General features: G+C 41.8%; 20 protein-coding genes. 19 read left to right on the top strand and 1 reads right to left on the bottom strand.

The genetic code is table 11. The features are described from left to right. Positions 1–2 precede the first annotated feature (2 nt). The 19 genes from JXR81_06925 (at position 3) to JXR81_06835 (ending at position 20,270) form a co-directional block, all read left to right on the top strand. Complete coding sequence (locus tag JXR81_06925; protein ID MBN2754586.1) at positions 3–773, top strand: 3',5'-cyclic-nucleotide phosphodiesterase; 771 nt, start codon at positions 3–5, stop codon at positions 771–773. 3 nt (positions 774–776) lie between these two features. Next, on the top strand, positions 777–1,229 hold the full coding sequence (gene rimI, locus JXR81_06920; GenBank protein ID MBN2754585.1) for a ribosomal protein S18-alanine N-acetyltransferase: 453 nt from the start codon (positions 777–779) through the stop codon (positions 1,227–1,229). Between the two features lie 93 nt (positions 1,230–1,322). After that, a complete protein-coding gene (locus tag JXR81_06915) occupies positions 1,323–1,898 on the top strand; it encodes an RNA polymerase sigma factor (protein ID MBN2754584.1) in 576 nt (191 codons plus the stop codon). Beyond that, entirely contained in the window at positions 1,895–2,368 is a 474-nt protein-coding gene (locus JXR81_06910) for a hypothetical protein (protein MBN2754583.1), read from the top strand. The genes JXR81_06915 and JXR81_06910 overlap by 4 nt, the downstream gene beginning before the upstream one ends. 25 nt (positions 2,369–2,393) lie before the next feature. Next, a complete protein-coding gene (locus JXR81_06905) occupies positions 2,394–2,852 on the top strand; it encodes a DUF3106 domain-containing protein (GenBank protein ID MBN2754582.1) in 459 nt (152 codons plus the stop codon). 466 nt (positions 2,853–3,318) lie between these two features. Next, positions 3,319–4,008, top strand: a complete 690-nt coding sequence (locus tag JXR81_06900) for a hypothetical protein (protein ID MBN2754581.1) — start codon at positions 3,319–3,321, stop codon at positions 4,006–4,008. A gap of 275 nt (positions 4,009–4,283) precedes the next feature. Continuing rightward, the gene (locus tag JXR81_06895) at positions 4,284–6,296 is read left to right on the top strand and encodes an O-antigen ligase family protein (GenBank protein ID MBN2754580.1); all 2,013 of its coding nucleotides are present in this window, start codon (positions 4,284–4,286) and stop codon (positions 6,294–6,296) included. A gap of 34 nt (positions 6,297–6,330) precedes the next feature. Beyond that, positions 6,331–8,469, top strand: a complete 2,139-nt coding sequence (locus JXR81_06890; GenBank protein ID MBN2754579.1) for a DUF2723 domain-containing protein — start codon at positions 6,331–6,333, stop codon at positions 8,467–8,469. Between the two features lies 1 nt (position 8,470). Continuing rightward, complete coding sequence (locus JXR81_06885; protein MBN2754578.1) at positions 8,471–9,634, top strand: glycosyltransferase; 1,164 nt, start codon at positions 8,471–8,473, stop codon at positions 9,632–9,634. After that, a complete protein-coding gene (locus tag JXR81_06880) occupies positions 9,631–10,680 on the top strand; it encodes a tetratricopeptide repeat protein (protein MBN2754577.1) in 1,050 nt (349 codons plus the stop codon). Before JXR81_06885 ends, JXR81_06880 begins: the two co-directional genes overlap by 4 nt. Then, entirely contained in the window at positions 10,677–11,567 is an 891-nt protein-coding gene (locus JXR81_06875; protein ID MBN2754576.1) for a tetratricopeptide repeat protein, read from the top strand. The genes JXR81_06880 and JXR81_06875 overlap by 4 nt, the downstream gene beginning before the upstream one ends. Next, positions 11,525–13,447, top strand: a complete 1,923-nt coding sequence (locus tag JXR81_06870; protein MBN2754575.1) for a hypothetical protein — start codon at positions 11,525–11,527, stop codon at positions 13,445–13,447. The genes JXR81_06875 and JXR81_06870 overlap by 43 nt, the downstream gene beginning before the upstream one ends. A gap of 39 nt (positions 13,448–13,486) precedes the next feature. After that, positions 13,487–14,515, top strand: coding sequence for an undecaprenyl/decaprenyl-phosphate alpha-N-acetylglucosaminyl 1-phosphate transferase (locus JXR81_06865; GenBank protein ID MBN2754574.1), 1,029 nt, complete (start codon positions 13,487–13,489; stop codon positions 14,513–14,515). Further along, positions 14,512–15,780, top strand: coding sequence for an FAD-dependent oxidoreductase (locus tag JXR81_06860; GenBank protein MBN2754573.1), 1,269 nt, complete (start codon positions 14,512–14,514; stop codon positions 15,778–15,780). Before JXR81_06865 ends, JXR81_06860 begins: the two co-directional genes overlap by 4 nt. Positions 15,781–15,783: 3 nt before the next feature. Beyond that, a complete protein-coding gene (locus JXR81_06855) occupies positions 15,784–16,908 on the top strand; it encodes a glycosyltransferase family 4 protein (protein ID MBN2754572.1) in 1,125 nt (374 codons plus the stop codon). Between the two features lie 197 nt (positions 16,909–17,105). After that, entirely contained in the window at positions 17,106–17,681 is a 576-nt protein-coding gene (locus JXR81_06850; protein ID MBN2754571.1) for a hypothetical protein, read from the top strand. A gap of 31 nt (positions 17,682–17,712) precedes the next feature. Beyond that, complete coding sequence (locus tag JXR81_06845; GenBank protein ID MBN2754570.1) at positions 17,713–18,315, top strand: penicillin-binding protein activator LpoB; 603 nt, start codon at positions 17,713–17,715, stop codon at positions 18,313–18,315. A gap of 6 nt (positions 18,316–18,321) precedes the next feature. Then, the gene (locus JXR81_06840) at positions 18,322–19,608 is read left to right on the top strand and encodes a hypothetical protein (GenBank protein ID MBN2754569.1); all 1,287 of its coding nucleotides are present in this window, start codon (positions 18,322–18,324) and stop codon (positions 19,606–19,608) included. 68 nt (positions 19,609–19,676) lie between these two features. Continuing rightward, a complete protein-coding gene (locus tag JXR81_06835) occupies positions 19,677–20,270 on the top strand; it encodes a hypothetical protein (GenBank protein ID MBN2754568.1) in 594 nt (197 codons plus the stop codon). A 47-nt stretch (positions 20,271–20,317) separates the two neighbouring features. Here the strand turns inward: JXR81_06835 and rsgA are convergent, their stop codons facing one another. Then, complete coding sequence (gene rsgA, locus JXR81_06830) at positions 20,318–21,400, bottom strand: ribosome small subunit-dependent GTPase A (protein MBN2754567.1); 1,083 nt, start codon at positions 21,398–21,400, stop codon at positions 20,318–20,320. Between the last annotated feature and the right edge of the window lie 159 nt (positions 21,401–21,559).

Raw genomic sequence — 21,559 nt, 5'->3', positions numbered from 1 at the left:
AAATGAAAATAAAAGTACTGGGGTGTTATGGCGGGCAGCTGCCGGGCAAGCACAATTCAGGTTTTATTTTAGACGGGGAACTTTTAATAGACGCGGGCACTATAGCGCTTAATTCAACAATTGAAGAACAGCGCGGCATTCGCAGCGTCCTTATTTCGCACTCGCATATGGACCATATCGGGGGGCTTCCGTTTTTTGCTGTTAATATTGTAAGCAATAAAGCTGACACCGTAAAAATCGCGGCGTCGGAATTTACGATTGACGCCATTAAGAACCATCTGTTAAACGGCGTGGTATGGCCGGATTTCACAAAAATAAAAAATTTTGGCAGCCAGGATATTTTTTCGTATATGCCGATAAAAGAAAATGAATGGTTTGAACTTGGCGGATATAAAATAAAAGCGGTTGCTGTAAACCACACTGTTCCCACGTTCGGGTTTCTGATAGGAAAAGAAGACCATTACATAATGTATACGGGGGACACAAAAACCACTGATAATATCTGGGCGGAAGCCGTAAAACTGGGCGATAAACTTAAAACGGTTTTCGCGGAAGTATCTTTCCCGAATGAACTTAAAGCGCTTGCGGAAGCCAGCGCCCATTATGTGCCAAAAACGCTGCACGAAGATTTAAAAAAACTTGGATCCTTAAAACCCAAAGTATATGTGTACCACATCAAACCGGAATATTTCAAAAAAGTAAAAAAAGAGCTTGCCGCCATACCGGGGCTTAAAGTGACTCCTTTGCAGGAAAAAAAGGAGTACGCGGTTTAATATATGGATTTTTATATAAAAAATGTATCCAAAAATGACCTTGCTGAAATACTGGAAATTGAAAAAGTATGCCACGCCAGGCCGTGGGATGAAAAAGCTTTTAATGTGGAGATTTCAAAGTTTTTCAGCGGGCTTTCATTTTTTTTTGCCGCCAGGGATAAGGTTTCAGACAGGCTTTTGGGTTATATAATTGCTGATAAAATTGCGGATTACGCGCACATTTCAAACGTGGCTGTCGCGCCGGAATTCAGAAAAAACGGCATAGCCACAGGGCTTTTAAAACAGGTGGAAAGGCAGGTGTTTGCCGCCGGGCTTTCTTCGCTGACACTTGAAGTAAGGGATAATAATGAAGCCGCGCTTGAAATGTATAAAAAATTCGGGTATGAGGTTAAGGGAAGAAGGCCTAAACTCTATGAAGACAAATATGACGGCCTTATAATGTGGAAAAGGCTTTAATTTATACCGGTTGACAGGGTCTGTTTTTGCTATAAAATAAGGTGTAATCAAAAAAACGGTTACCGGCGTCTAATTTTAAAGAAAGGATACTAAATGGACAGAGCGGATCTGGAAATTATAACGGATATAAAGTCCGGCAAAAAAGGCGCGGCAGATGAGCTTATTATAAGATACCAGAAAAGGGTATATAATATGGCTTTTGGCCTGACGGCTGATTACAATAAGGCCTGGGATATTTCCCAGGAAGTGTTCATTAAAGTCATAAGAAATATAGGCTCTTTCAGGGGCGACAGTTCTTTCTGGACATATTTATACCGTATTACAATGAACGCTTTTTATGATAACGGCAGAAAACAGAAGGTGCAGTCGCGGTTCAGGAATATGACAGACATGGAAAGTGATGACCCGGATGACCGCGGGTTTGACATAAAGGACTGCGTTAATATAGAAGAAGATTACGAAAAAAAATCACTAAAAGAGAATATAACTGACGCCATGCAGGGATTGACAGATATTCAGCGGCAGGTGTTCATGTTAAAGAACCTTGAAGGATATAAAATCAGGGAGATTTCAGGAATTATCGGAATATCAGAAGGTACTGTAAAGTCCCATTTAAACAGGGCGATGGAAAAGATAAAGAATGCTACAGAAGGAGGTAATCAAAAATGAACAAAGAGTGTAATGATAAAAAAGAGCTGATTCTGGATTATATATACGGCGAGATTCATGACGCTGCAGAGGTTTCAAAAGTAAAGAAACACATAGAAACGTGTACGGACTGCGCGGCTGTTTACGCGTCTTATAAAAAAATAGCGGACGCGGCTTCTGAAATGAAAGTGGATTTTCCTGATTCGGTATGGGCCATGCACAGGAAAGGGATTCACGAAAAAATTGAAGCTCAGAAAAACAGAAAGTTCGCGTTTTTAAAAGATTTGTTTCATTCCCGTACGTTTAAAAGGGCGGGTATAGCCACTATAATGGCGGTTTTTGTGGCCGGCGGGGCTTTTCAGTACGTAAGGACGCAGGATAACCTTCGCAGCCAGGCGGAAATAAGGGAAAAGATGGAAATAATACAGAATATTGAAATACTTGAAAGGCTTGATTTTTATGAATCTATAAGCAGGGCAAACGGAGCATAATAAAAGTTTTTTTATGGAGGTATAAATGTATAAAAAAATTATTCTGGCGGCGGTAATGGTTATTTTTGCTTCTTTTACTTTTGCGGCGGATGTTAAATCCGCGGCGGGTGATGAAAACGCGGCTTCGATGAAAAAAGAAACAAAAGAATCATGGGACACGCTTGAACCGGATGAAAAAGAAAAAATAAGAAAAATATACAGCGATTGGGAAGAAGTCTCCCATGAAAAAAAGATGTGGATAATAAAAAATCACAAGAAACTAAAAGAGATGGACCCGGAAGAAAAAGAAAGGTTAAAAGAAGCGTACAAAGAATGGGAAAAGCTTTCCCCCCATATGAAGAAGATTTTAAAGGAAAAATATGAGCAGTGGAAAAAACTGTCTCCCGAGGAAAAACAGAAAATAAAAAAGGCGTATGAAAAATATCAGAAGATGTCGCCCGCAGAACGCAAAGTTTTAAGGGAAAAGGCAAAAGAAAAGAAATAGCCACAGGTTTCAAGCGGGTGGCAGGGCGCGTTATTTAGGTTTATGCTCTGGTAGACGCGGGTCTTCAGCCCGCGGCAGTAGATTTGAATTTATGTTCTGGTAGCCGCGTCCCTTCAGGGCGCGTTGTTTAGGATTATGTAGTGGTAGACGCGGGTCTTCAGCCCGCGGTAGTTGTACTTTAGCCGGTATTTTTTCACCAAACTCAAAAACACAATCTCCTGTGATAAAAATCTTTCCAATCGTTAGTAGTTGATGTAATATAAAAACGTCCTGGGAGTTCAGAATTTTGGTTTGGGTATGAATTAAGGAGACGTCTTGTATTTAAACGGGAGAGCAGAGTTATTAAGTGAAGTCTGAACCATTAGCTTTATGATGGAATAAAATTGTTGGTGTAACCCGGGTAATACTGATTGAAAAAACAAAAAACAGATACTTTTTTAGAGTTGAGAAGACGGGAGGTTGAAATATGTTAAAGAGAGTATTTTTAATATTTGCTGTTTGTTTGTATTTTGTGAATCCTATATCTGCTTCGTATGAATGTGAACATAAAGAAGTCAAAAAAATGATAGAGAATTTTGAAGCGTATAAATATACTTCTTTCACTAATTTAAGATTAAATGAAATGCATAAGTTACGCGAAAGTCTGGATAAAAAAGAAAGAGTCTGTATAAAAGAATTCTTGCTGGAGAACTATAGAAAGCCAAACCAAATCATTACATGCAGTGAAATTGTTGTGTTTTTTGCTTTTGTAAAAGATGTTGATTTTATTGAGGTTATAAAAAAAACTTATCTCTTGTCGAAGAATGATAATTATATTTCTGCGTGCGAAGCATATTTTGTAAATGTTAATTATAATTCTAAACATTACTTCAAAAGGATAGCTAAAAGATTGGAATTGTCAAAACAAGAGGAATATTACATTTTATATGCAGCATCAGCGATTCGAGATTCTAGAATTGCAGAAATATTATTGGTTAAAAATATTAATTATGGCTATGGCGAAGCTTATGGCGGCGAAGGGTCAGAGTACTGGTTGGGTGCGATGTCATGGGTTGAAAGAAATGAAAAATGGATGTCGGAAGAAAGTGATGAATATAGAAAGGAACGCCTGGATTTAATACGAAAAGAAAGAAATTATAAATTTAACAATGAATAAAAAAGAAAATTTAGACTGTGTCTTAACTTAAAACTATGCCAATAAAATATATGGTTTCTCGTATTTGCTGCAAAATAGAGCAATTTTGCTTATTCTGTTTTAAAATGTATAGGAGAAACAAACAAGAATAAAGGGGAAGCCGAAGCAATAGATGAAATACGCAATAAATACGCAGTATTAAACGATACCTGCCTTGAAAACCACCCCCCATAATGTTATTATAGTATCCATATATAATGCTATGTATTAAAGAACTAAACGCATAGGGGTGATAAGTGAAATACGCGAAACTTGCGGGGAAAGGTTTTGAATTATCGGTTTTATTGACCGCCTTTATGTCTGTGCTGGTGGTTAATCCTGCCGGTTCTGACCCTTTTTGGGTGGCGGAAAAATACTTTTTTACGGCGTCTGTTATGCTGTCAGCCGCTTTTTTTGCCGTGTCCTGCGCTTTATCACGCAGGGTGATAATCCCTCGTTCCCCTTATGGATTCCCGCTCTTTATATTTATGGCTGTAACTTTTTTCGGCATTTTTGCTGTTTACAATACGCATGAATTTTTTGACAGGTTATTTCTTAACTCCTGTTACATAATATTTATGTACCTTATCATTGCCGCATCTGCTGCGGATGAAAAGGGGGGCTTTTTTGAAAAACTTCTGTCAGTTTATCTCTTATCGGCATTTATTGCCGCGCTTTACGGAATAATGCAGTCTGCCGGAATTGATTTTATGCCGTGGTCTACCAACTTTGACCGCAGGGCATCTTCCACGCTTGGAAATCCCAACTTTCTTGCCGGGCACCTGTTAATTCTTATACCTGTTACTTATATGCTTGCCCTGGAAAAAAACGGGCTTCAAAGGGCGGTATACGGTTTAATGGCGGCGGTTTTTACCGCGGCTCTTTTTCTGACACAGACAAGGGGAGCTTATCTTGGCTGGGCGGTATCAGTTATAGCGGCGGCAATTATGGTTTTAAAAATGAAGGTGATTAAAAAAAGGCTTGTGTTTATATTATCGGCAGCGCTTATCTTTGCGGGCCTTTTGTTTATTGTAATTAACCCATCAGCTCTTGACAGGATAAAGAGCGCGGCTTCAATGCAGGACGAATCCGGCAGAATACGCGTGATACTTTGGAAAAATTCAATCAAACTGATTTCAGAAAAACCGATATTCGGGACAGGCGCGGGAAACTTTCCCATTACCTATCCTTTTTACCAGTCAGCCAATATGAAACCCGCGGATTTTGAAAAAGCGGATTATTATAAATCCGGCCACGCGCATAATGATTTTATTCAGTTTGCGGCGGAATACGGGCTGCCCGCGGCAGGTTTATTTTTTATGTTTATTTTTATATTTTTCAGGAATGCGTTTATTGCATATAAGGAAAATGAAGACGGCCGTTTTGCTGCGGCCGGAATATTTGCCGGCATAGCCGGTTTAATGGTTCACGCGTTTTTTAATTTTCCTTTTCAGATCGTGCCCACTTGCGCGTCTTTTTTTGCCATGGCCGCGTATGTCTGTGTTTTGTCCGGCAGGGCTGAATTTGAAGAAAAGGAGATTAATAAAAACAGCTATATTGCGTGGGTAATTACGCTGATGATAATTGTTTTGGCTGCTTACGGGTCAAAAAGGTTAACGGCGGATAATTATTTAAGGCAGGCAAAAGAAGCGCAGCATTATGGAAATCTTAATGGTTCTTTTGAATACGCGCAGGATGCTGTAAGGGTTTTTCCTGACGGCCATGAATACCTGTATTATGCGGGCGCTGCCGCAAGGCTGGTTAAAAATTCAAACGCGTCCATGGAGTACTTTAAAAAGGCATTTGATTTAAACAGGGGTGACTGGGATTACAGCATGAAATTATTTGAAGAATATGTTATAAGGCGCATGGCTCCGGAAATGCTTGCGCCGGCAGCTTCATTATATATGGTTTCCCCGTATTCGCCCAGGGCGATAGGCGCTTTTGGATATTCGCTGTTTGTAAATTCCAAACTGCAGGAAGCGGCCGTGGTATTTGAAAAAGGAATGGCAATGTGGCCGGATAATTATGATTTTCCCTATCAGGCATCCGCGGTATACGGGTCAATGGGTGATAATGAAAAGGCGCTGTCATACGCGTCCAAAGCCGTGGCTATGGCGCCAAACCATTCGGGCGCGCTTTTTAACCTTGCGGTGGCTTACTATAAAACCGGAAATAAAACTCAGGCGGTAAAGATAGCACGCGACCTTATCAGGATGTTTCCGGACGAAAAACAAAAAGCGGAAGATTTTATAAAAGCCTTAAAATAATAAGTGATTAAATAATATTAAGGGGCAGTAGATTATGGCAGTGATGCCTGATAAAAAAGCCGTCATAGCATCGTTTGTTTTTATTGCGGTATTTTTTGTGTATCTGCATACCTTAAATCCGGTTTTTCATGCCAATGATTCGCCGGAAACCGCGGCGTGCGCGGTGACGCTTGGGATACAGCATCCGCCGGGTTATCCGCTCTTTTCCCTTGTAGGAAAAATTTTTACTTTCATTCCTGCCGGTAATCCTGGGTTTAGGGTAAACCTGCTGGCCGCTTTCTGCGGCGCGTCAGGCGCGGCTCTGATATTTCTTATTATTGCGGGGATTTTCCGCAGAAAAGAAAAGATGTTTTCCGTTTACTCTGTATCGGCAGCCGCGGCTTTTGTTTTTGCGATGACGTATACAGTATGGTCGGAATCCCTGTCTTCCAAAGGGGGGATTTATACTTTAAACGCAATGCTGTTTTTGCTGGTTGTTTATTTTCTTTTTAAATGGGATAAGGCATCGGACAGCAGGTATTTTTATACGGCATCTCTCATATACGGCATTTCTTTGGGGAATCACTGGGAAAGTATGGCGGTTGTGCTGCCGGGAATTTTTGTTTATGTGCTGTTTGTATTTAAAAAAATGAAATTAAACACCGCACAGATAATAAGAAAACTGGGCTCTGCTCTTATATTCATGGTGCCGGGTATTTTTCTTTATATGTACCTGATAATAAGGTCCAATTCCGGCGCGCTGTTAAACTGGGGAAATCCGGCGGACTTAAAACAGCTTTTGTGGGTGATATTCAGGGCCCAGTATACGGATATGGAAAAAGCCAGAGATTTGGCTGTAATCATAAAACAGTCTGCAAGGGTAATTTCTCACCTTGTAAATGAAATGACACCGGCAGGGCTGCTGCTTGCAATAACAGGGGCTGCTGCCCTTTTTATTTCCAAAAGAAAAAAAGAACTTGTGCTTTTCGGAGTAATTCTTATTTCTGTCTGCGGGGCGCTGGCATTATATTTTAACCTTAAAGATGAAATGATATGGATAATGGATGTTTTTATGGTACCGGTTTACGCGTCAATGGCTGTTTTTTCTGCTGCCGCGGTGCTGTGGCTGGCGGATAAAGCAGGTAAAAAAGCCGCGGTGATAATCGGTGTTTTCTTTATACTTCCTTTTGCCATGGCGTCATCGACATACAGAAAAGCTGACCAGTCGCGGTATTATTACAACTATGATTTTGGAATGAACATAATAAAGTCCGTAGATACTCCGGGAATCGCGCTTTTAGAGGGGGATTTTAATGTGATGCCGCAGATGTATTTTAAATATGTGGCGCATAGAACGGAATTCTGTCCTGTCACAACGCTTTTTCTTTATGTGCCGTGGGGTATTGATAATTTAAAGAGGGAATGCCCGGGCGTGCTTTTAAATCCCGGAAAAGATTTTAACTACTCGCAAAAAATAGATAACCTTATGGCCAACAATTACCGTACGTCTGATATTTATGTCTCTGTTTTCAGGAAGGCCTTTGAAGAATTTTATCCGGCGGGCAACGCCATGCTGGCGCCCAACGGGCTTATGATGAAATTCACCCCTGACAAAAAAGGCAATTTAACAAACGCGGAGGCAAATTTAAAAAAACTTTCATACAGAAATGTTTACTATGATAAATTGTATATGAACAACACCACGGAATTCTGCGTGTCCAATTATTCCAGCGCTTATACAGAACTTGGCAACGCTTTTAGGGATTATAATATGGATGAGAAAGCGGTCTTTTATCTGGAACGCGCGGCAGAACTTGCGACAACGCCCACAAAAGCGGAAACCCTTACTCATCTGGGAGTGCAGTATTCAAAGATGCTGCGGTATAATGACTCTGTAAAAGTGTATCTGGAAGCCATAAAAATAAAGCCTTCTGTCATAGAGGCGTATTCCAACCTTGCGGGGGTTTATAACAATATAAAAGAGTATGACAGGGCAATTGATATATGTGAAAAGGGAATCCGGCAGAACCCTTCATTTGCGGAGGTTTACAATAATATGGGGATAGCGTATTATTATAAAGGAAATAAGCAGAAAGCAATTGAACTTCTGTCAAAATCACTGTCGCTTAATCCGCAGAGCGTAATGACAAGGCAGAATCTTGAAATAATAAAAAAAGAGACCGGCGGGAGATAACGTGAAAATACTTGCAATTTCACCCGTGTACCCTTATCCGCCTCACGACGGCGACAGGATCCGCGTAAACAGTATTTTGAAAAGGCTGGCAGAAAAGCATACGGTAAGAGTTGTAACTTTTGCGGGTATTAAGGAACTAACAAAGCCTGTGGATTTTAAGTGTCAGAAAACCGACGTGGTCCGGATAGGCAGGTTTGCTATACTTTTAAATGTGACAGCGGCTTTTTTTACGGGTAAACCGATGAATGTGGCGGCGTATGATTCCAAAGATATGAGAGCGGCGGTAAATAAAGCCGTGGAAGAATTCAAACCGGATGTAATTTACTGCCACCGGATAAGAACCGCCCCTTACGCGCTTTCCTATAATATACCCGCTGTTATTGACGTTGTGGATTCGCTGGGATTATATCTTCAGAGGCAGTCAAAGAAAAGCGCCGGCCTGTTGAGAAAAATCTACGCGGCACTGGATAAAAACAGGGTGTTAATGTTTGAAAGAAACCTTGGCAGCAATTTTAAAAAGATATTTATAAATTATGAAGAGGATGCGGAATTTTTAAAACCGGCGGACGTAATTTCCGCGCCAAACGGCGCTGAAATATGCGATATGAAAAAAGCACCCGGTAAAAATAACGGCGTCTTTACGCTTGGTTTTTTTGGCGACTTTAATTATGCGCCAAATAAAGACGGCCTTAAAATACTGCTTAAAAAGGTATGGCAAAAATATTATAAATCTGATAAAAGTATAAGGTTAATAATAGCCGGGAAAAATTCCGAAGCTTTATGTTCTACAGGTAATAATATTGTGGTAAAAGGTTATATATCAGATATGCAAAAAGAGATAAAAAGCTGGGATGCTTCCATAGCCCCCGTGTTTTACGGCGCGGGCAGGCAGAATAAAGTCCTGTTATCCTGGGCATGCGGAGTGCCGGTAATAGCATCTGATTTTGCCGCCAAAGGCGTGCTTGGTAAAGACGGCATAAACCTTTTATCCGCCGCTTCGCCGGAAGGCTTTGCAAAGTCGGTTGAAAAGTTAAGGCGTAATAAAGCCCTTGGCCCAAAGCTGGCAAAAGGCGGCAGGCTTACTTTAAAAAGAAATTTCAGCTGGGACAAATCAGCGCTGATAATTGAACGTGAAATTAAAAATGCGGTACGGAGAAAAAAATGAAAAGATTAGTGATAGCGTTATGCGCTGCGGCGGTTTTTACGGCTTCTTCGTGCACCACTATGCAGAAACATAAAGTGGTTCCGGAACCCAAGACAAAGCAGGAAGAGGAAAACCTTGAAACGCAGGCCAAAAATTATTATGAAGACGGAAAATATCCGGAAGCCATAGATAATTTAAGGGCGCTGTTAAAAAAGGACCCCAAGAACCCCAAATACTGGAGCCAGCTTGGAAGCGCGTACGCCCAGATAAACCAGCTGGACTATTCCATTGAATCCTTTAAAAACGCGATAAAACATGATCCTAAAAATATTAAAGCCATGTATAACCTTAGCATTGTTTACGGCGAAAAAGGCAATCCGACACAGGCGTTAAAGGTGGCAAAACAGGCGTTAAAACTTCAGCCCAGAAACCCCCTTCTGCAGGCAAGCCTTGGCAATTCGCTTATTGACACGGAAGATTACAAGAACGCGAAAAAAGTTTATACCAATATTGTAACCGCAAAACCGGATTTTGAAGTGGGCCATTTTAACCTTGGGGTAATTAATTATAAAGAACGCAACCTTGATGACGCGGAAAAAAATTATATGGAAGCCCTTTCTTTAAACGGCAGCGATGTTGATGCAAGGCAGAACCTTTCCGCCATTTATATTCTGCAGAATAAATATGAAGAGGCGATACAGCAGCTTAATGAAGTTATCGCAATGAATCCTGAAGATGATATAACCCTGGAAAATGCCTATTTCAATCTGGGTGTTGCGAATTTAAGGCTTCAAAGGTATCCGCAGGCGCTGAAAGCTTTTGAAACCGCCATAGATATAGAACCGTGGGATATGGCGGCCTATGTTAACGCGGCTATACTGGCTGAAGAACTGGGGCAGAATGAAAAGGCAATCAAGTACTGGACAAGGTACGACAGGCTTCTTCCGGTTAACAAAAGGAAGAAAGAGATAAAGGCAAAGTTAAAACAGCTGGGCGCAAAAACAGAAAAGCAGGCTGTGCCTGCAAGCGGTACGGCGAAACCCGCCTCAGAGGAAAAGAAACAGTGAGGCAATATCTTCTTGCGGTGGTTTTTCTGCTTGCGGCGGCAAATGTTTTCTGTGCGCCGGCGGAAGATATGATAACGCGCGCCGACGTGCTGATGGAACAGGAAATGTACAGCAAAGCCGCGGCAGTTTATTTAACAGCGGAAAAAACAGCGCCTGATAATATGCTTATGGGAATATATCTTAATCTGGGTATATGTTTCAGGAAGATGAATGACAACGACAAAGCCATATTTTATTATAAGAAAGCCGCTGCTATTTCGCCGAAAATGGCTGATATTTACTATAATATCGGCCTTGCTTACTATTATAAAGGCGAATATAATAATTCCATTACTTTTTATAAAAAGGCTATAGAACTTTCTCCCAAATACACAGAAGCATACGGAGCGCTTGCGATGGCGCACAGGGATATGGGAAATGCACGGCTTGCTGTGGCAACAATACTAAAAGCGCTGAAAATAAGCCCTGATTACGCGGGCGGCTATAATATACTTGGAAACTGTTATGAGGACAAAAAAAACCATACTAAAGCGATTGAAATGTATAAGAAGGCCATAAGGCTGCGCCCTAATTACAGTTCCGCGTTTTTTAACCTTGGAGTGGTTTATGATGAGATAGGCCAGTACATTAACGCGATAGATGCCTACAAACAGGCCGCAGCCATGGAAACAAAAGACCACGGTATTTATTACAATCTGGGCGTTACTTTTATGAAGGTGGGAAACTGGTTTGACGCGGAAGATGCCTTTAAGAAAGCTATACGGCTTGACCCTGAACATGAAGCGTCCTATGAAAACCTTGTCATAAGCCTTAGAAAAAATAAAATGGGAAGGGAAGCGGATAAATGGGAGCAGATAAGAATACAGCGGTTTGGCGAAAAGTTTTAAACCTTGCGGCTGCAGGGGCGGTGCTTGCGGCCCTTGTGCTTTATTACGCGGCATATCCCGTACCTAAAAACATTTTGTACCACTTTTCTTCGGCGGCCGGAGCCGCGGTAATAATTATTATTTATATCCTGACCGGCGCGGGTATTATGAAACTCTTCGGAGTAAATGTAAAAACAGGCGGGGATTACGCGGCGGCATTCGGACTGGCATACATAATTACCGGCACTGTCTTCTTTGCCGCGGGTTTTTTTCACCTTTATAATATATATTTTGCCTACGGGTACGCCATTGTCATGTGCGCGGTATTTGCCCCCATGGCTTCGGGGCTATTGGAAAATCTTAAGAAGAAGTATTCAGAGATAAAAGCGTTAAAGTTTACCGCGGCAGAAATGGTATTTGGTATTTTTATCGGCGCGGCGGTGCTTCTTGTTTTTCTTGCCGTGATTACACCCGGGACTTATTATGACCAGCTTGTTTATCATCAGGGAATACCCGCAAGGTATGCCGCTGAAGGCGGGTTTGTAAGCACTCCCGAAAACATCTTTTCTTTCTTCCCCCAGCTGCACATGATGAATAATCTTTTTATATCATTTTTTGCGTATGAGCTGACAGTAAAAATAATAAGTTTTGCCATGCTGATTTTTTCTTTTCTGGCATTAAGAACCGCTTTAAAAGCGGTTAAAGGCAATCAGAAAGTTCTTGCGGCGCTTTTTTTTACCGCCCCTCTGATAATAATAAATGCTACAAGGACCGGCGCGGAATTTCCTATGGTGTTTTTTGTGTCTCTGATTATTTATGCGGTATATTCAAATAATAAAGGTCATTACCTGCTGGCGTCGCTGTTTGCGGGGGCGTGTATGGCGGTAAAATACACAGGTGTTTTTGTCTATGCTTTTACAGCGTTTTATTTTGTTTATGAAGGTTTAAAACACAGGGAAAAGGCCGCGCGGTTACTGATATACCTTGCGGCAGCAGCCCTTATTACCCTGCCGTATCTGGTGAAAAATTTTGTTTTAACCGGCGATCCGGTGTATCCTTTTTTTGCGGGGCTGTTCGGCGTTAAAGGTTATATGTTGTCAGACGCGCAGAATTACATAAAGCATGTATCAGATTTTGGCATTGGGACAGGAATAAAAGAGTTTTTTATTTCCCCTTTTATTGCCGTCTTTAAAAATATGGCATTCGGAGGCGACGCGGTTTCTGCGGCTCTTGTAATAGCCCCTCTTGCCTTTCTTTTAAGCGGAATGAAGCATTTATGGTTTCCGGCGGCTTTTGCGATTTTTTATTATATTGCCTGGTTTTTTACCGCGGGGGTTTTAAGGTTTCTGGCTCCTGTAGAGGCGGCTGCCGTGTTTGTAATTGCCGCGTCATACGCCGGTTTTGCGGAGCGTAATAAAGGGGTTTTTCTGAAAATTCTGGCTGTTCTTCTTGTAATTTCTCAGGCCGGAATGACCGTGTATTTTGCGGAAAAATATTTATCTCCGCTGTCATTTTTTACCAAAGACAGGCAAACGTACCTGTCAGAAAAGCTTTCCTATTATGAACCCTGCAGAAAAATAAACGCGCTTAGCGGAAAAGGAAGGGTTCTTTTTATGGGTGAGGCAAGGGCTTTCTATTGTGAAAAACCTGTAATAGCGCACACAGTCTTTAATACAAGGGAGTACCTGCCGCCGGAAGAAAAAAAGTTTATTGGATATTTAAAGGAAAAAGACATCGGTTATATATTTATTAACAGGGTGGAGCTGCAAAGGCTGAAAGACGGCGGTTTTGGCGATGTTTATGATGCGGTGAATTCTGATGTTTTCAAGAAAATTATGGACAAACATTTTGAAAGTATATATAGTGATAACAATTGGGGAATATTTGAACTGAAAAGATAGCGTTTAAGAACCATTTATTACTTAATTTATGGAGGCAATATGGAATATTTTGTAATTGGAACCGCTTCTTTTATTCTTGGGCTTATACTTGTGCCGCTGGCCATGAAAGTCGCGGGCATATACGGCGTTGTGGATAAACCGGGAGGGAAACTGAAAAAACATAAAAAACCGGTGCCGTATCTGGGCGGGCTTGCCATATTTCTGGCTTTTGCCATACCGGTAATTGCCGCTAAACTTATCCTGCATCAGTCGCTTTACGGCGTTGTCGGAATAATGGCAGGCGCCACAATAATGGTGGTGATGGGGCTTATTGATGACATAAAAGGCCTTACACCCTATGTGAAAATGGCGGTTCAGCTGGTGACAGCCCTTATAATTATTAAAGTGAATATGAATATAAAATTTATGGACAATAACATATTGAATATGATGCTTACCGTGATATGGGTCGTAGGAATAACCAATGCCATGAACCTTCTTGATATCATGGACGGCCTTGCCGGCGGGGTTGCGGCGGCGGCGTCTGCGGCGTTTTTTGCGGCGGCATATCTTGCGGGAAGGACAAATAATATGATACCGGCTATCGCGCTTTTCGGCGCGTTGTGCGCTTTTCTTGTTTATAACTGGAAACCGGCAAAAATATATATGGGGGACGCGGGTTCGCTTTTTCTTGGTTTTATGATGGCGTCTTTGGCGTTAAATGAAAGTTATTCAAGGACAAATTTTGTATCGGTTTTAAGCCCTCTTTTAATTCTGGGTGTGCCTATTTTTGATACGTTTCTTGTGATGATGATAAGGATGGGTAAAGGCGTACTTCCCATTTACGGAAGCAACGACCACACCGCGCAGCGGTTATTAATGATGGGTTTTTCAAAGCAGGGCGCTGTGCTTGCAATGATTGGCATGACGGTTCTGCTGTCCGCGCTTGCCATAGCGGGTACGTTTATGAAAATTAATTCTGCCACGTTATTATATCTGGGTGTGGCGGTGGCGGGAATGATGCTGGCAATGCTTATAGCGTCGGTTGATATGAAAAATTACCACAAGGTCGTGCATAAGAAAAGATGAAAACTGTCATAATAGGAGCGGGTTTGGCGGGGTTGTCCGCGGCGCACGTGCTTAAAGATAATTATATTGTGCTTGAAGCCGCTTCAAGGCCGGGCGGACTTTGCAAAACAGAGATTAAAGACGGTTTTACATTTGATTACACCGGGCACCTGTTGCATCTTAGGCATAAAGAAACAGAAAAATTTATTTTAAAACACACTTCCGTCAAAATGAACCGGCTTTCCCGCAAGTCGGTAATTTTCAGCAAAGGCGTATATACAAAATATCCTTACCAGGCAAATAATTACGGGCTTCCCCCGGCAACAATAGAAGAAAACCTTACCGGTTTTATCAGGGCAAAACTTGCCGGCAAAGAAGATAAAAGTAATTTTAAAAAGTGGTGCCTGTCTGTAATGGGGGAGGGCATATCAAAAAACTTTATGCTTCCTTATAATTATAAACTATTAAAGCATCCGCTGGATAAAGTATCACTGTCATGGCTTGGCAGATTTGTGCCAAGGCCGGAAATTGAAGACATAATGAAAGGCATAGAGGAATCCGGAAAAGAGGGTGCGGGATACAACGCGTATTTTTATTATCCTGAACACGGCGGCATTGAATCTGTAGTCCGCGGCATCTATGGGCCGGTTAAAGAAAAGGTGATTTTAAACACTGCTGTAAAAAAGGTTGACCTTAAAAATAAAATTGTTTACTCCGCGTCAGGCGAAATGAAGTACGACAGGTTAATTTCCACAATGCCGCTTAAGAAGTTTTTAAAAATAACAGGAAATGCCGGGTATATAAAAGCCGCATCCGGGCTTAAAGCCCGTACCGTGTATTCGCTTAATGCGGGTTTCAAATCAAAGGAACCGACGGATATCAACTGGACATACGTGCCGGAACCTGAATACCCTTTTTACAGGATAGGCTTTCCGCACACGTTTTCACCTTATAATGCGCCTGCGGGTTTAAGTTCTGTGTTTGCGGAAGTGTCAATAAAGGGCGCGGTTCCAAAAAACATTAACGCGGAAATAATAAACGCGCTTATAAAAATGAAAGTGCTGGCAAAGAAAAGCGATATAAAAACAACACTTCCGCTGTTATTACCTGACGCGTATGTGATATATGATAATTACAGGGACAGCACAGTGCCGGAGCTGGAAAAAAAGTTAAGCGCGCAGGGCGTGATTCTTGCCGGCCGCTGGGGCAGATGGGAATATTCATCCATGGAAGACGCTATAATGGAAGGGTTTGAAGCGGGAAAAAAAGCAGGGGAAGCCGGGTAATATATGAAAAAAAATATAGCAATAGTAATTACAAGGCTTGATTTGGGAGGGGCGCAGAAAGTGGCGCTTTATCTTGCGGAGAAGCTTGATAAAAAGAAATTTAATGTCCACCTTATAGCAGGCAGGGGCGGCTATATGGACAGACAGATTCAGTCTGAAAAATCCGGCGTTACATATCAGTTATGGAAAGAGATAAAGCACCCAATAAGCCCTTTTGATGACGCAAAAGCCGTCTTTAAATTGATGAGATATTTTAAAGATAATAAAATAGATATTGTCCACACGCATTCTTCCAAGGCAGGGATACTGGGAAGAAAAGCCGCGTGGCTTGCCGGGGTTAAGAAAATAGTCCACACCATACACGGCTTTTCTTTTCATGAATATCAGAATTTTTTAATGCGCTCCATATACAGATTTTTAGAGATATCCATGGCTTTAATAACAGATGATTTGATAGCGGTGGGCGAAGACGTTGTTGATTACGGCATAAAGATGGGCGTTGGAAAGGCGGGCAAATATACGGTAATCAGGGCGGGTGTGGAACTTGAAAAGTTTAAAAAAACCGCTGCTTTGGGGAAAGTATTTAAAAAGAAATACGGTATAAAAACGGGGCAGTATGTGGTTGGTATGATAGGAAATCTAAAAAAACAAAAGAACCCGCTTGCGTTTATTGAAATCGCAAAAAGGGTTATAGAAAAAAACCCGAAAGTGATTTTCAAATTCGCGGGTGACGGCCCGCTTAGGCAAAAAGCGGAAGAACTGATATCCCGTTATGAATTAAATAATAATGTGGAATTATCGGGTTGGGTGGAAAAACCCGAAGAATTCATGGCGGCGTGTGATTTATTCATTTTAACTTCACTGTGGGAAGGGCTTCCGTGCACGCTGGCACAGGCCGCGGCTGCCGGAAAAATCTGCGTGGCCTCTGATGTTTACGGCAACAGGGAGATTATTAAGGGTTTGGGCGCGGGGTATCTGTTTAAACCTTCGGATTATGATTCTGCCGCCGCGTATATAATAGAAGAAATGTCCAAAAAAAGCGGGTATAAGCCGCGGTCGGCACAGTACCTTTCTCAGTTTAACGCGGATTTAATGGTAAAACAGCACGAGAAATTGTATCTTTCATAACAGGGATAGCGTGCCGGCATTCGGTCTGTAATAGATAAATTTTTTTTATTATATGTAAACCAAAATACGGCCTTTGCCGTCATATATTTATACAAAACAAAAAAGTTACAGGATAAAAAACGGCAAGATTAGGCAGTTCACTTTTACAATATTTTATGATATATTTAAATTCCAATCAAAAAAAGGAGGGCAAGGAAATGAAAAGAGTAAAAAGTGTGTTGTTTTTAGCGGTTTTCTCGGTTTTTGCGGCGGCTGTTTTTGCGGGTGTGACTGAAAATGCGGAAGGCGGATTTAAGGGTTCTGTAACTGACAAGGTGGAAAAATTAATGGCCACAAATCAGGACGCGGAGCGGACCTATTACCCAAGGGATATGAGGCCGAATGACCTTGCAATTGTCGGCGGAATGCCTTTAATCGCGGGCGTGGCTTACGGTTATAACATTAACCCCAATTTCCAGATAGCGCTTGGCGCCGGTGCGTTTTTCCCGGGAATCACAGCGGATTTATCAGTAAAATGGTTCTTTATGCCTACTACAATTACCCCTTACATCGCGGCCGGTATGACTTATGTGGGCGCGCTTGACAAAACAGTTATGGCAGGGCATTTTGACGCGGGTGTTGATGTTGCGCTTGAAAACGCGCTTGGAATAAACCTTGGAATGGTTTACATGAGAAGTTTTTCCGATATGGCAGACCCGTTTAAAACGGCGTGGGGCGAAACAAACAAAATTGATAACCTTGGGCTTCAGGGCGGAATACACATCAGATTTTAATTAAAAACATTTTATAAAGGAGGAAGGCGTTATGAAGAAGTTGGCAATGATTTTTGCGGTACTTGCAATCGCCATGGTGGCAATTTCATGCGCGGGAACATCGGTTAAAAGGGTTGAAACAGACACAGTTATGGATTTGTCCGGAAGGTGGAATGACACTGATTCACAGCTTGTATCCGAACAGATGGTTAAAGAGATGCTTGAAAGGCCGTGGCTTAGAAGGTTCTTAAAGGAAACAGGAAAAGAACCAAGGGTAATAGTGGGCGATATCAGAAATAAAACTGACGAGCACATTGAAGTGGAAACATTCAGAAAAGATATTGAAAGGGAACTTACCAATTCCGGCGATGTGCGTTTTGTGGCCAGCAAATCGGAAAGGGAAGAAATAAGGGACGAACGCGCGGACATGCAGGAATATTCGTCTGAAACCACGGCAAAGAAGTTTAAAAAAGAAACCGCCGCTGATTTCATGCTTAAAGGCGTAATTACATCAATCTCTGACGCGGCTGCCGGCAAAAAGGTAATTTTCTACCAGATAGACCTTGAACTTTTTGACACGGAAAATAATGAAAAAGCGTGGGTAGGACAGAAAAAGATAAAGAAAGTAATAGATAAGCCGGGAATAGGATTCTAATTTAACATGAAACGTTTAATAGCCATCGCGGCACTTACCGCCCTTTTTATGGGCGGATGTGCCGCGATGAATTTCTACAAAAAAGTGGACGTACATATGGGGGCCGGGCAGTTTGCGGAAGCTGATAAAATAATTGAAGAGTCAAAAAATAATTATAAAGGCGAACACGAGCTGCTTTATTATTTTGACAAAGGCTCCATATTGCAGATGATGGGTGAATATAAAGAAAGCACTAAATACCTTGAAGAGGCGGAGCTTAAAGTGGAATCGCTTTATACAAAAAGCGCCACGCAGCATATAGGCTCTTTTCTGACAAATGACATGAGCCTTCCGTACGAAGGCGAGGATTTTGAACAGGTTATGATTAATGTTTTAAAGTGCCTAAATTTTCTGTATGCCGGGGACGCGTCCGGCGCGCAGGTAGAGGCGCGAAAAGTAAACAATAGGCTTAATCTTATAAATGACCGCTATGAGGGCAAATCAATATATAAACAGGACGCTTTTGCAAGGTACCTGTCTGCTATTGCGTTTGAATTAAAAGGCGACTACAACGACGCGTACATAGATTACAAAAAGAGCCTTGAAGGTTATACCAATTACGCCTCCCTTTACGGCACGGAAATACCGGGAAGGGTTAAGCAGGATATTCTAAGGACGGCGGAAGCGGTAAGGTTTTATGACGATGTGGAAAGGTATAAAAAAGAATTTGGTATTCAGGCATATACAAAGCACGCGGAAGCCAGGTCAAAAGCGGAAGTTATATTTGTGGTGTATGACGGAATGGCGCCGTATAAAGTAAGTAAAAATGTAAACGCGGCAACAAAAGATAAAAACGGAAAGCCGTATGTGATTAAAGTGGCTTTTCCTTCCTTTGTGCCAAGGGGAAGCGTGGTAAATTCAGTGGCGGTGGATGGAACAGATTCCGGTTTTGACGCGGAAAATATTTCTGCAATAGCCATGAAAAACCTGGAACATAAAAACGGACTTATATACGCGAAAGCGGTGGCAAGGGCTGCGGCCAAATATTTTGCATCTCAGGCGCTGTCTAATAACGGAAAAAACAGCACGATGAGCCTGCTGATGAATATTTACACTTACGCGTCGGAACAGGCGGATACCAGAAGCTGGAGGACGCTGCCTTCAAGGTTTATTATGATAAGAAAGTATTATGAACCCGGGAAAAAGACCGTGAAAGTAACGCTTGATACGGTATCCGGGAAGAGGGAACTGCCATTTAATCTTAAACTTAAAGCGGGAGCTAAAAAAGTAATTCCAATATATGCCTTTAACTGAAGTAAACAAAAAATGGGTTGCTTCCGTCAAATAGACAGAAGTAAAAAATGAAAAGGAGGAACAGAAAAATGAGACTAAAAACAGCGGTAACGGCGGTGCTTGCGGTTCTTACTGCGGCGGCGGTTTATGCCTACATACCGGAAAACACGGAAGAGAATGGCTTTGACCAGAGGGTGGTAACTGCATCAGAGGATGTTTCCGTACTTGTGGAAGACGGTGTAAAAGCGATAAGGCAGGAAATTGTAAGTTCAAGTTATAGCAATGAGCGTACAAGCGAACTGGCAGGGCGCGGGGTTAAAGAAAGCGAAAGCGGCAGCGAAGAAGTGACTTCAAAAGAGGTGCTTTATTTTGAACCTAAAGAAGAGATATATGAAGCGCAGGAAATGATGGATGAAATGCTGCTGTGGCTTGAAGTTTACAAGACCACCGCGGGCGAAGATGTGGTTGTTTTTAAAAAGATTAAAGAAATCATCAAATCCAAAAAAGACAATATTGACAAGTTAATAGACGCGCTTAAATACCAGAAAGACAACAAGGACGCGGTTTTAGAGTTGAAGAGAAAAGTAAAAAAGAATGACAAGGATTTAAAGTTTAACTTAAAAAGGCTTAAAGGGGAGATAAAACTTGTAGCGGGAAAACCCCTTCCGGAACCAAAAGAATAAATAACTTTTAAATTTAAAGGCCGGAGCAGACGCTCCGGCCTTTTTTATTATCTGCCTTTTACTTCTTTTATATCTTTAAGGACATTTTTGACGTATTTTCCGAATTTCTTTTCTTTTTGTTTTCTTTCCAGCGCGGCGGCTTCATCAACCTTTGACCTTGTGTATTCCATCTCTTTTTTCAATTTAAAATAACTCTTTAGTATTTCCGGGGGTATTAATCCTTTATCCGCGGCCTCTTTAACGGCGCAGCCCGGTTCGTTTTCGTGAAGGCAGTCTTTAAACCTGCATTTCTGCGCGTATTGAAGGACAATATCAAATTCGGGCGCGGATTTTCCGTCATCATCCCAAAGCTGCAGCTCCCTTATGCCGGGGGTGTCTATTACCATTCCGCAGTTATCTATAAAATAAAGCTGGCGCGCCACAGTTGTATGCCTTCCTCTGGAATCGTCCTCGCGGACTTCGTGGGTCTGCGCGACCTGCTTTCCGGCAAGGCTGTTTATTATGGTTGATTTTCCCGCGCCTGATGACCCGACAAAGACGGATGTCATGCCTTCGCGCATGAAACTTTTAAGCTCTGACATATGATTACCCGTTTTCGCGCTTATTTCAAGAACGGGTATAGAGAGCAGAAGTTCTTTTGTTTTTTCAAGTATCTGCGCGGCGTCGGGATTAAGGTCGGATTTATTCAGGACAACAACCGGAGATATTCCGGTGCCTTCAATTGAAGCCGCGTATCTTAAAAGGCGCATGGGGTTGTAATTATTATCAAGCCCCTGGACAATAAAAATAGTGTTAATGTTTGAAGCCATAACCTGTTCAACAGTTTTTATACCGGCGGCTTTTCTTGAAAAATAGGTGTGACGCGGCACAAGGTTGTGTATTATGGCTTTGCTTTCCTCCGGAAAAACGGATGCAGCGACCCAGTCGCCTGTTTTTGGGTATTCCGAAGGCGTCTGCGCGGTAAACATAAATTTACCGGATACTTCGCCGGCTATTTCGGCTTCGCCTGTATGTAATATATATCTTTCCCTGTGCTCCGCTATAACGCGCGCGGGATTAAGCCCGTCTTTTCTGAAAGGTTCAAATACCTCTTCAAACCTGCTGTCCCAACCCAGTTGTTCAAGTGTCATGTTTAAATATTACCACTGCTATGGTTTTTTATCAAGATTGGGATGTCGTGAAACAGGTTTAATATATAGTGGTAAAAAATGTAATATGAAATGCACCACTTAAGTAAATAAAAAGTCCCACCAAGCACTTGTGTTATTATGTTGTTTGCGAAGACACCA

The organism is Candidatus Goldiibacteriota bacterium, from assembly GCA_016937715.1.
Taxonomy (GTDB): Bacteria; Oederibacteriota; PGYV01; order PGYV01; family PGYV01; genus PGYV01.
Note: the sequence above shows the minus strand (reverse complement) of the source record. Positions and strands in the feature narration are given on the sequence as shown.

Excerpts from the sequence above, each read along its gene's own strand:
- JXR81_06880 (MBN2754577.1), top strand. The coding sequence starts at position 9,631 with ATGAAAAGATTAGTGATAGCGTTATGCGCTGCGGCGGTTTTTACGGCT.
- JXR81_06925 (MBN2754586.1), top strand. The coding sequence starts at position 3 with ATGAAAATAAAAGTACTGGGGTGTTATGGCGGGCAGCTGCCGGGCAAG.
- JXR81_06865 (MBN2754574.1), top strand. The coding sequence starts at position 13,487 with ATGGAATATTTTGTAATTGGAACCGCTTCTTTTATTCTTGGGCTTATA.
- rimI (MBN2754585.1), top strand. The coding sequence starts at position 777 with ATGGATTTTTATATAAAAAATGTATCCAAAAATGACCTTGCTGAAATA.
- JXR81_06850 (MBN2754571.1), top strand. The coding sequence starts at position 17,106 with ATGAAAAGAGTAAAAAGTGTGTTGTTTTTAGCGGTTTTCTCGGTTTTT.
- JXR81_06915 (MBN2754584.1), top strand. The coding sequence starts at position 1,323 with ATGGACAGAGCGGATCTGGAAATTATAACGGATATAAAGTCCGGCAAA.
- rsgA (MBN2754567.1), bottom strand. The coding sequence starts at position 21,400 with ATGACACTTGAACAACTGGGTTGGGACAGCAGGTTTGAAGAGGTATTT.
- JXR81_06835 (MBN2754568.1), top strand. The coding sequence starts at position 19,677 with ATGAGACTAAAAACAGCGGTAACGGCGGTGCTTGCGGTTCTTACTGCG.
- JXR81_06845 (MBN2754570.1), top strand. The coding sequence starts at position 17,713 with ATGAAGAAGTTGGCAATGATTTTTGCGGTACTTGCAATCGCCATGGTG.
- JXR81_06860 (MBN2754573.1), top strand. The coding sequence starts at position 14,512 with ATGAAAACTGTCATAATAGGAGCGGGTTTGGCGGGGTTGTCCGCGGCG.
- JXR81_06840 (MBN2754569.1), top strand. The coding sequence starts at position 18,322 with ATGAAACGTTTAATAGCCATCGCGGCACTTACCGCCCTTTTTATGGGC.
- JXR81_06905 (MBN2754582.1), top strand. The coding sequence starts at position 2,394 with ATGTATAAAAAAATTATTCTGGCGGCGGTAATGGTTATTTTTGCTTCT.
- JXR81_06890 (MBN2754579.1), top strand. The coding sequence starts at position 6,331 with ATGGCAGTGATGCCTGATAAAAAAGCCGTCATAGCATCGTTTGTTTTT.
- JXR81_06900 (MBN2754581.1), top strand. The coding sequence starts at position 3,319 with ATGTTAAAGAGAGTATTTTTAATATTTGCTGTTTGTTTGTATTTTGTG.
- JXR81_06910 (MBN2754583.1), top strand. The coding sequence starts at position 1,895 with ATGAACAAAGAGTGTAATGATAAAAAAGAGCTGATTCTGGATTATATA.
- JXR81_06870 (MBN2754575.1), top strand. The coding sequence starts at position 11,525 with ATGGGAGCAGATAAGAATACAGCGGTTTGGCGAAAAGTTTTAAACCTT.
- JXR81_06855 (MBN2754572.1), top strand. The coding sequence starts at position 15,784 with ATGAAAAAAAATATAGCAATAGTAATTACAAGGCTTGATTTGGGAGGG.